The organism is Mycobacterium sp., assembly GCF_051006775.1.
Taxonomy (GTDB): domain Bacteria; phylum Actinomycetota; class Actinomycetes; order Mycobacteriales; family Mycobacteriaceae; genus Mycobacterium.
In genome coordinates, this window is record NZ_JBPCSX010000002.1 from 1 (window position 1) to 9,688 (window position 9,688).

9 protein-coding genes are annotated in these 9,688 nt (G+C 67.8%); 6 read left to right on the forward strand and 3 right to left on the reverse strand.

Translation table 11 applies throughout. The features are described from left to right. Nucleotides 1-988: 3-hydroxyisobutyryl-CoA hydrolase (locus ACR2JI_RS00145; RefSeq protein ID WP_526386759.1), on the reverse strand; the 988-nt coding region annotated here is incomplete at its 3' end. Nucleotides 989-1,132: 144 nt separating this feature from the next. Here ACR2JI_RS00145 and ACR2JI_RS00150 point away from each other — a divergent pair. After that, the gene (locus ACR2JI_RS00150; protein ID WP_526386761.1) at nucleotides 1,133-1,978 is read left to right on the forward strand and encodes a Bax inhibitor-1/YccA family protein; all 846 of its coding nucleotides are present in this window, start codon (nucleotides 1,133-1,135) and stop codon (nucleotides 1,976-1,978) included. A gap of 88 nt (nucleotides 1,979-2,066) precedes the next feature. On the opposite strand, the gene ACR2JI_RS00155 is transcribed toward ACR2JI_RS00150, so the two are convergent. Continuing rightward, complete coding sequence (locus tag ACR2JI_RS00155; protein ID WP_526386763.1) at nucleotides 2,067-3,287, reverse strand: acetyl-CoA C-acetyltransferase; 1,221 nt, start codon at nucleotides 3,285-3,287, stop codon at nucleotides 2,067-2,069. 50 nt (nucleotides 3,288-3,337) lie between these two features. Beyond that, on the reverse strand, nucleotides 3,338-4,261 hold the full coding sequence (locus ACR2JI_RS00160) for an SGNH/GDSL hydrolase family protein (RefSeq protein ID WP_526386776.1): 924 nt from the start codon (nucleotides 4,259-4,261) through the stop codon (nucleotides 3,338-3,340). Between the two features lie 197 nt (nucleotides 4,262-4,458). On the opposite strand from ACR2JI_RS00160, the gene ACR2JI_RS00165 reads away from it, so the two are divergent. From ACR2JI_RS00165 to ACR2JI_RS00185, 5 genes are all read left to right on the forward strand, one after another. Then, the gene (locus tag ACR2JI_RS00165; protein WP_526386765.1) at nucleotides 4,459-5,523 is read left to right on the forward strand and encodes an alpha/beta hydrolase; all 1,065 of its coding nucleotides are present in this window, start codon (nucleotides 4,459-4,461) and stop codon (nucleotides 5,521-5,523) included. A 36-nt stretch (nucleotides 5,524-5,559) separates the two neighbouring features. Then, nucleotides 5,560-6,951 carry a cystathionine beta-synthase gene (locus ACR2JI_RS00170; RefSeq protein WP_526386768.1) on the forward strand — a complete coding sequence of 464 codons (1,392 nt, stop codon included), beginning with the start codon at nucleotides 5,560-5,562 and terminating at the stop codon, nucleotides 6,949-6,951. A gap of 99 nt (nucleotides 6,952-7,050) precedes the next feature. Further along, on the forward strand, nucleotides 7,051-7,656 hold the full coding sequence (locus ACR2JI_RS00175; RefSeq protein ID WP_526386770.1) for an Rv1078 family RDD domain-containing protein: 606 nt from the start codon (nucleotides 7,051-7,053) through the stop codon (nucleotides 7,654-7,656). Nucleotides 7,657-7,702: 46 nt separating this feature from the next. Continuing rightward, entirely contained in the window at nucleotides 7,703-8,671 is a 969-nt protein-coding gene (locus tag ACR2JI_RS00180; RefSeq protein WP_526386772.1) for a hypothetical protein, read from the forward strand. A 31-nt stretch (nucleotides 8,672-8,702) separates the two neighbouring features. Beyond that, nucleotides 8,703-9,688: cystathionine gamma-synthase (locus tag ACR2JI_RS00185; RefSeq protein ID WP_526386774.1), on the forward strand; the 986-nt coding region annotated here is incomplete at its 3' end.

Consider the following 9,688-nt stretch of genomic DNA (forward strand, 5'->3'; position numbering starts at 1 on the left):
CGTCGGTCACCTCGGCGATCGACGACGGTGACCACTGCGGGTTGCGGTCCTTGTCCACCAGTTGGGCGCGGATGCCTTCGACGAAGTCATGGGAACGCAGCGACGCACACGACACCCCGAACTCCTGCACCAGAACGTCTTCCAGCGTCTTCAGTGTGGCGGCGCGACGTACCGCGGCCAGGGTCACCGCGCACGCCACCGGGGATCGGGTGGTGATCAGATCGGCGGCGTCGGTGGCCGGGCCCTCCCCGTGACCGCGCAGGGCGGCCACGATATCGGCGAGGCTCCCGGCTGCGTAGCAGGGATCGATCCAGTCCCGTTGGGCGGCGAGCAGACTGGGCGGGGCTTCCCGGCTGTAGGCCGCCAGCGCGGCCCGGACCCCGTCAGCCACCAGGGCGACGATGAACGCCTCCAGATCGGCGTGCGGGACGTGGTGGTCGGCGAACCCCATCGCGATGGCGTCGCCTGCGCCGAACGGGGCCCCGGTCAGTGCGGCGTGCAGACCCAAGCCGCCCGGCGCCCTGGACAGCAGGTAGGTGCCACCGACGTCGGGGATGAAGCCGATACCGACTTCGGGCATAGCGATCTTGCAGGTTTCGGTTGCCACCCGGACACTGCCGTGGCCACTGATCCCGACCCCGCCACCCATCACGATGCCGTCCATCACCGCGACATACGGTTTGGGGTAGCTGCCGATCCGTGCGTTGAGCCGGTACTCGTCGAAGAAGAACGCGCGCGCTTCAGCCCCCCCGGCCTTCGCAGAGTGGTAAAGCGCCACCACGTCCCCGCCGGCGCACAGGCCCCGTTCCCCGGCCCCGGTCACCACGACCGCGTCCACCGTGTCATCGTCGGCCCAGTCCCGCAGCACGGCGTCCATCGCGGTCACCATGGGGTGGGTCAGCGAGTTGATCGCCCGGGGGCGATTGAGGGTGATGAACCCGACCCGGCCGTCAAGGCGGGTCAGCACCTCATCGGATTCGGTCGTCACGTCCTATCTTTTACCAGGTCACCAGGGCTTCCTCAGCGGGCGGGTACTGTTGGAGCAGTCACGAGATGCCGCTGCCCGGGAACTGATCTGGGATGGTCGATCGTTGACGTCAGTGTTCAGACGACACATAGGAGAGGATCCACGGTGCGGGAGACCAGCAACCCGATTCTCCGCTCGCTGCCGAAGCAGTCGGGTGGATATGCGCAGTTCGGTACCGGCATGTCCGGGGCCGCCAACCAGGTCGCTTTTCAGACAGACCCGGCCACCTACGCTCCGCGGCAGGCCGGTGTATCGCGGACGCTGACCATCGATGACGTCGTCACCAAGACCGGCATCACCCTCGGGGTGCTGTCCGTTGTGGCCGTCATCTCGTACTTCATGGTGGGGTCGAACCCCGGCCTGGCCATGCCGTTCACCCTGATCGGCTCGCTCGGCGGCCTGGCCCTGGTGCTGATCGCGTCGTTCGGGCGCAAGCAGGACAACCCGGCCATCGTCCTGAGCTATGCGGCCCTTGAGGGTCTGTTCCTCGGCGGTATCTCCTGGGTGTTCGGCAACGCGGTGGTCCAGGGCATCAGTGCCGGTGCACTGATCACCCAGGCGATCCTCGGCACCGTCGGCGTGTTCTTCGGAATGCTGGTGGTCTACAAGACCGGCGCCATCCGGGTCACCCCGCGGTTCACCCGCATGCTGGTGGCCAGCATGGTCGGCGTTCTGGTGCTCATGCTGGGCAGCTTCGTGATCAGCCTGTTCACCGACAACGCGGGGCCGTTGCGCGACGGTGGCCCGCTGTCCATCATCTTCTCGCTGGTGGTGATCGGCATCGCGGCGTTCAGCTTCCTGCTCGACTTCGACTCCGCCGACCAGATGATCCGCGCCGGCGCGCCGGAGAAGGCAGCCTGGGGTATCGCCCTGGGGCTGACCGTCACGCTGGTCTGGTTGTACCTCGAGATCCTGCGGCTGCTGAGTTACTTCTACTCCAGCGATCGCTGACCCGCGGTATCTGTCACTCGGCGAAAGGGCCGGCACCTCAGCGGTGTCGGCCCTTTCGCTTGTCAGCCTCGCGGCGTGCCGGTCCGAGCTAGCTCAGCCGCTCGACCACCATCGCCATACCCTGCCCGCCGCCGACGCACATGGTCTCGATGCCGAACGTCTTGTCATGGGTGGCAAGGTTATTGAGCAGCGTGGCGGTGATGCGCGCGCCGGTCATACCGAACGGGTGGCCCAGCGCGATCGCGCCACCGGAGACGTTGAGCTTGTCCTCGTCGATGCCCAGCGCGCGGGCCGAGCCGAGCACCTGCACGGCGAACGCCTCGTTGATCTCGAACAGGTCGATATCGGAGATCGACATCTTGGCGTAGCCGAGGGCCTTCTTCACGGCCTCGATCGGGCCCAGGCCCATGATCTCCGGCGACAGGCCCGACACCCCGGTGGCGACGATGCGGGCCAGCGGGGTCAGCCCCAGCGCCTTGGCGCGTGCGTCGGACATGATCACCACGGCTGCCGCGCCGTCGTTGAGTGGGCAGGCGTTGCCGGCGGTGACGGTGCCGTCCGGGCGGAACACCGGATTGAGTGTGCTGATCTTCTCGTACACGGTGCCCGCGCGGGGACCGTCGTCGGTGCTGACGACCGTTCCGTCGGGCAGCGTCACCGGTGAGATCTCGCGGGCGAAGAACCCGCTCTTGATGGCTTCCTCGGCGCGGTTCTGGCTTCGCACACCCCAGCGGTCCTGATCCTCGCGGCTGATTCCGGTGTAGAGCGCGACGTTCTCGGCGGTCTCACCCATGGCGATGTAGACATCGGGCAGTTCCCCGTTCTCCCGGGGATCCGACCATGAGGTGATGCCGTTGACCGCAGCTGCGTCGGCGCGCTCACGTGCGGCGTTGAACAGCGGGTTCTTGGTGTCCGGCCAGGAGTCGGCGTTACCTTGGGCGAACCGCGAGACCGTCTCGACGCCGGCCGAGATGAAGGCGTCGCCCTCGCCGGCCTTGATCGCGTGGAACGCCATCCGGGTGGTCTGCAGCGAAGAAGAGCAGTACCGGTTGACGGTCACGCCGGGCAGGAAGTCGTAGCCGAGTTCGACGGCCACCACGCGGGCGATGTTGAAACCGGACTCGCCGGCGGGCTGGCCGCAGCCCATCATCAGATCGTCGATATCGCGCGGGTCCAGTGCGGGCACCTTGTCGAGCGCAGCGCGAACCATCTGGGTGGCCAGGTCGTCGGGGCGCATGCTGGCCAGCGAGCCCTTGAAAGCGCGGCCGATGGGGGAGCGGGCGGTCGAGACGATGACGGCTTCGGGCATGACGAACTCCTATGTCGCGCTGGTGATGGGAGAAAACGCTGAGAACGAACCTAACCCGCCGGTACCACCACCGGAGCGGGGACCCCGGTGGTACGCCGGGGTGGCCAGCGGGTCAGCGAGGCAAGCCGGGAGGACAGCGGCCGGGCTGCCGACAATGCGGACCACGACAGTTGGGGGATCTCGTCGCCACCGATGGTGCCCAGCGCGTGGCACAGCGCAGGCAGCAGCTGGCGTGCCGCCAGTTCGTATCCGGCGGCCGAGGGGTGGTAGCCGTCCTCAGCGAACAACCGGCCCGGGTCGGTGCGGAAGTGCGGCGTCATGAGATCGGCGAGCGGGACGGCGATACCGCCGGCTGCTGTGACGGCGACCGCCTGGGCGCGGGCCAGTTGCAGGCCCAGTGACCGTGCCGTCCACCGAAGCGGTTGCGGGATAGCGGAGATGACGCCGAAATCCGGGCAGGTGCCGACGGCGACCGCGGCGCCGACGCTGCGCAGCCGGCTGACCGCCGCGCCGAGCCGGCGGGCCGACGGTCCGATCCCGTTGAGCGCGGTGACGTCGTTGGCCCCGATCATGATCACCGCGGCATTCGGCGGCGGCCCGGCGACGAGCATGGCGTCGACCTGGCCGGCCAACCCCTTGGACGTCGCCCCGACGATCGCCTTCGTCGACAGCCGGACCGTTTTTCCGGATTGGGCGGCCAGTCCCCGGGCGATCAATGCGCCGGGCACCTCGTCGGCCTCAGCGCATCCGTAGCCGGTGGCCGTCGAGTCACCGAAGACCATCAGGTGGACGTCGAAGGGTGTGTCGCGTTCCCAGGGGTGCGCCGGCCCGCCGTCGGGCCCGTACACGCCGTCGGCGCGGGGCGGGATGTCCCAAGCCTTCGGGATGACCGTGCGCACCTGATCGGCCTGGCCGCTCAGCAGGTTGCGGGCACCCACGACCGCGCTGCCGGTGGAGGCCAGCAGGCCTGCCATGACCAGCGCTTTGGTGGACCTCAGCGGTTTGCCCACGAAAGTCAGTGTCCACCGCGCACCCGGCTTTGCGGTTACGACCCGGTATCGGATCCGGCAACAATTGGTCATCGTCATTGTGGTCTGGGTCACAGCTCCCCAAGCTGAGTTTTCCGGGGTTAACGCAACGGCCCCCGGCACGTCACTAGGGAGCGTTAACGATGACGGCACCCATCAAGATTCAGACGACCAACGCGGAGACGCCGGCCGAGCGGAGAAGTTGTCCCTCCGCCCCCCGCCCCCGCCGCTATCCGGTCAGCGATGGTATGCCGGTCGAGGTCGTCGAGGGCGGGCCCAGTCTGGTGGCCCGGCTGGTATCGCTCGGCACCCGGGCCACGATGTGGCCGGCGCTGGCGGTTCTCAGCCATGTCCCGCACTGGCCCTGGCCATTCGGTCTGGTCGACTTCGCCGCCCGCGCGCTGCTGCCGTCATCGGGCACGGTGCGCGCCACCGTCGGACTGCCGCACGCCTCCGCCCAACTGGTCCGGGCCCCCGGCGTCCTGCCGGCCGACGGACGGCGCCGGGTGGTGCTCTATATGCACGGGGGCGGCTTCATGACCTGCGGAGTCAACTCGCACACCCGCATCGCGGTCGCGCTGTCCAAATTCGCCGACTCGCCGGTCCTGGTGGTCGATTACCGGCTGATCCCCAAGCACTCGGTCGGCAAGGCCATCGACGACTGCTACGACGGGTACCGCTGGCTGCGGCTACGCGGCTACGAGCCGGACCAGATCGTGCTGGCCGGCGATTCGGCCGGCGGGTATCTCGCACTCTCGCTGGCGCAGCGGTTGCAGGCCGAGGGGGAGACCCCGGCGGCGATGGTGGCGATCTCGCCGCTGCTGCAGCTGGAGAAGGACCCCAAACTGACGCACCCGAACGCCTACACCGATGCGATGTTCCCGCCCAAGGCCTTTGATGCACTCGTCGCCCTGGTGGCGAGGGCGGCGGCGAAGACCATCGTCGACGGCGAGCCCGAGGACGTCTACGAGCCGCTGGACCACATCGAGCCCGGTCTGCCGCGCACGCTGATCCACGTCTCGGGTTCGGAAGTGCTGTTGCACGATGCACGGCTGGCCGCGCGCAGGCTGGCCTCCGCGGGCGTGCCGACCGAGGTCCGGGTGTGGCCGGGGCAGATTCACGACTTTCAACTGGCCGCGCCGCTCATCCCGGAGGCCACCCGGTCGCTGCGCCAGATCGGCGAGTACATCCGGGAAGCGACGGGCTGAGCGAGGCCCAGGCTGGTCGCCTGACACCATGTAGGCATGCGAATCGCGCAGCACATCAGCGAACTCATCGGCAATACTCCGCTGGTTCAACTGAACTCGGTCGTCCCTGCAGGCGCCGGCCTGGTCGCCGCCAAAGTCGAGTACCTCAATCCAGGTGGCAGTTCCAAGGACCGGATCGCAGTCAAGATGATCGACGCCGCCGAGGCCAGCGGGGCGCTCAAGCCCGGCGGCACGATCGTGGAGCCGACTTCGGGCAATACCGGGGTGGGGCTGGCCCTGGTGGCCCAGCGCCGCGGCTACCGGTGCGTGTTCGTTTGCCCGGACAAGGTCAGCGAGGACAAGCAGAACGTGCTGCGCGCCTACGGTGCCGAGGTCGTGGTCTGCCCGACGGCCGTGCCGCCGGAACACCCGGACAGCTACTACAACGTCTCGGACCGGCTGGTCCGCGATATCGAAGGCGCCTGGAAGCCCGACCAGTACTCCAACCCCAATGGTCCGGCCAGCCATTACGAGACCACCGGCCCGGAGATCTGGGCCGACACCGACGGCAAGATCACCCACTTCGTCGCCGGTGTCGGCACCGGCGGCACCATCACCGGCGCCGGGCGGTATCTCAAGGAGGTATCCGGCGGCCGGGTGAAGATCATCGGCGCCGATCCGGAGGGCTCGGTGTACTCCGGCGGAACGGGACGGCCGTATCTGGTGGAGGGCGTGGGGGAGGACTTCTGGCCGCAGGCTTACGACCCCGCCATCGCCGACGAGATCATCGCCGTGTCGGACGCAGACTCGTTCGACATGACTCGCCGGCTGGCCCGCGAGGAGGGCCTGCTGGTCGGCGGCTCCTGCGGGATGGCTGCGGTCGCGGCGCTGAAAGTTGCTGAGCGCGAACCGAATTCCGTGGTTGTGGTGCTGCTGCCCGACGGCGGTCGCGGCTATATGTCGAAGATCTTCAACGACGCCTGGATGTCCTCCTACGGATTTCTGCGCACTCCGCTCGACGATTCGCGGCCCACTCCGACGGTCGGGGATGTGTTGCGCGGCAAGTCCGGCGCGCTGCCGACCCTTGTGCACACCCACCCGTCGGAGACGGTGCGTGACGCGATCGGCATCCTGCGGGAGTACGGGGTTTCCCAGATGCCGGTCGTCGGAGCCGAACCGCCGGTGATGGCCGGCGAGGTGGCCGGAAGTGTCTCCGAACGCGAACTGCTCTCAGCAGTGTTCGAGGGCCGCGCCAAACTGGCAGACGCCGTGTCCCTGCATATGAGCCCGCCGCTACCACTGCTCGGTGCCGGGGAGTTGGTCAGCACGGCGGCCCAGGCGTTGCGCGACGCTGATGCGGTGATGGTCGTCGAGGGCGGCAAACCGATCGGCGTCATCACCCGGCATGACCTGCTCGGATTCCTCTCCGAGGGATCGCGGCGGCGCTGATCGCCGGTTTCCGGGCCGACGCCCCGGGCCGCACACGGCTAATCTGGGTTTGCTGCGCGAGAATCGTGCACGGAGTCTGGATTTCTGCGGGAGGCCGCCATGACCGACACACCCCCCGGGCCGCTGCCCGGTGATTACCCGCCCCCGGGCAACTTTCCGCCTCCGGGTGGATACCCGCCACCCGGATACCAGGCTGGCGGCTACTACCCGCCCGCGCCGGCGGGCATCTTGCCCAGGGAGGCCTACACGCCGTGGATCACCCGGGTGCTCGCCTACATCGTCGACTCCGTGCCGGTTGCGCTCCTCGTCGGTATCGGTCAGGTGGTGATGTTCTCCACCGCAGAGAACGAATGCATCAGTGACAGCTCCGATTCCGGCTTCAACGCGGTGTGCACATCGCAGCCAACCGGCGTCGGCCTGGGCATTTCCCTGGTGCTGTCGGTCCTGGCGGCGATTTTCGCGATCTGGAACTTCGGCTACCGGCAGGGCACGTCCGGGTCGAGCATCGGGAAGTCGGTGATGAAATTCAAGGTGGTCAGCGAGAAGACCGGGCAGCCCATCGGTTTCGGACTGTCGATCGTGCGCCAGCTCGCGCATATCGTGGACTCGCTGATCTGCTACATCGGCTACCTGTTCCCTCTGTGGGACGCCAAGCGGCAAACGATTGCGGACAAGATCATGTCGACGGTATGCCTGCCGCGGTGATCGCCGCGCGCCACATAGGCTGGACCGACCTACTCAGGAGTGCCCAATGACGCAACCGCCTAATCCACCTGGCGACTTCCCGCCGGGCGGCTACCCGCCCCCGGGCGGCTACCCGCCACCTCCGCCGGCCGGGGGATTCCCGCCGCCGCCCCCGGGTAGCTATCCGCCACCTCCCGGTGCCGGCTACCCGCCGCCGCCCCCGGGTTGGGGTCAGGGCTACCCGCCACCACCACCGGGATACGGCTATCCGCCGCCGCCGCCTGCCGAGGGTGGCTACTTCCCGCCGCCGCCCGGGTACGGCATGCCGGCCAACCGCTACAGCGTCGGCGAGGCGCTGTCGTGGGCGTGGGCCAAGTTCACCAAGAACCCGGTGGCGCTGATCGTCGCGACCCTGGTCTTCGGGGTGGTCCTGATCGCCCTCAACTCGCTGGCTCAGGTGCTGATGCAGTCGGTCTCGCCGGAGACCTTCACCGCCATCGACACCGCTGACGGATTGATCGAGTCGACCAGTCGCAGCCTCACCGGCGCCGGATTTGCGGTTCTGATCCTGACCTCGCTCCTGCAGCTGGTGGTCGGGGCCGCGATATCCAGCGGCTACTACGGCGGCATGCTGGATATCGCCAACGGTCAGCAGGTGGGGATCGCGTCGTTCTTCCGGCCCCGCAACATCGTGTCGGTGATTCTCTCCTCGCTGATCGTGGGAGTGCTGACCGCAATCGGTGTGCTGCTGTGCATCCTGCCGGGGCTTCTGGTCAGCATCTTCGCGATGTTCTCGACGGTGGCGATCGTCGATCGGAACCTGTCTCCGATCGACGGCATCAAGGCGAGCTTTGCGATCGTCAGGCAGAACTTCGGTCAAGTCCTGCTGGCCTGGCTGACGTCGGCGGCGATCATGCTCGTCGGTGCGCTGCTGTGTGGTGTCGGCCTGCTCGTCGCCGCGCCGGTGGCCTACCTGTTCATCGTGTACACCTACCGCAAGCTCAGCGGAGGATCGGTGGCGCCGGCGATCGCCTAGGCCGGCGCTGGTCCGGATAGGCTTTCCGGCGATGACTGACACACATGGGGGGCATGGCTTTGCCACCCGGGCGATTCACGCGGGCTACCGTCCCGATCCCGTGACCGGGGCGGTCAACACCCCGATCTACGCCAGCAGCACGTTCGCCCAAGATGGCGTCGGCGGGCTTCGCGGCGGTTATGAATACGCCCGAACCGGCAATCCGACTCGCACGGCGCTGGAGACTGTGCTGGCGGCGGTGGAGGACGGCCGGTACGGGCGGGCCTTCAGTTCGGGGATGGCGGCCACTGATTGCGCGCTGCGATCTGTGCTGCGTCCCGGTGACCACATCGTCATACCCGATGACGCCTACGGTGGCACGTTCCGGCTGATCGACAAGGTCTTCAGCCAGTGGGGAGTCGACCACACGCCGGTGCACCTGGCCGACCTCGATGCGGTTCGGGCCGCGGTCAACGGCCGCACCCGGATGATCTGGGTGGAGACGCCCACCAACCCGTTGCTCTCGATCGCCGATATCGCGGCCATCGCGGAGATCGGGCACTCGGTGAACGCGACGGTCCTGGTGGACAACACCTTTGCCTCACCGGCGCTGCAGCAGCCGCTGACCCTCGGGGCCGATATCGTCCTGCATTCGACGACGAAGTACATCGGCGGGCACTCTGATGTGGTGGGTGGCGCCCTGGTGACCAGCAGTGAGGAACTCGACGTCAAGTTCGCGTTCCTGCAGAACGGCGCGGGTGCGGTACCGGGCCCGTTCGACGCCTATCTGACCATGCGTGGTCTCAAGACTCTCGAACTCCGGATGCAACGGCACAGTGACAATGCCGGCCGGGTGGCGGAATTCCTCACCGGGCATCCGTCGATCAGCCAGGTGCTCTATCCGGGTCTGCCATCACACCCCGGCCATCAGGTCGCCGCCCGGCAGATGCGGGGTTTCGGCGGCATGGTGTCGGTCCGGATGGGCGGCGGACCGGATGCGGCACGCAAATTGTGCTCGCGCACAGAGATTTTCATCCT

Coding starts and splice junctions, on each gene's coding strand:
- ACR2JI_RS00155 (WP_526386763.1), bottom strand. CDS start 3,287: ATGCCCGAAGCCGTCATCGTCTCGACCGCCCGCTCCCCCATCGGCCGC.
- ACR2JI_RS00160 (WP_526386776.1), bottom strand. CDS start 4,261: ATGGCAGGCCTGCTGGCCTCCACCGGCAGCGCGGTCGTGGGTGCCCGC.
- ACR2JI_RS00165 (WP_526386765.1), top strand. CDS start 4,459: ATGACGGCACCCATCAAGATTCAGACGACCAACGCGGAGACGCCGGCC.
- ACR2JI_RS00170 (WP_526386768.1), top strand. CDS start 5,560: ATGCGAATCGCGCAGCACATCAGCGAACTCATCGGCAATACTCCGCTG.
- ACR2JI_RS00175 (WP_526386770.1), top strand. CDS start 7,051: ATGACCGACACACCCCCCGGGCCGCTGCCCGGTGATTACCCGCCCCCG.
- ACR2JI_RS00180 (WP_526386772.1), top strand. CDS start 7,703: ATGACGCAACCGCCTAATCCACCTGGCGACTTCCCGCCGGGCGGCTAC.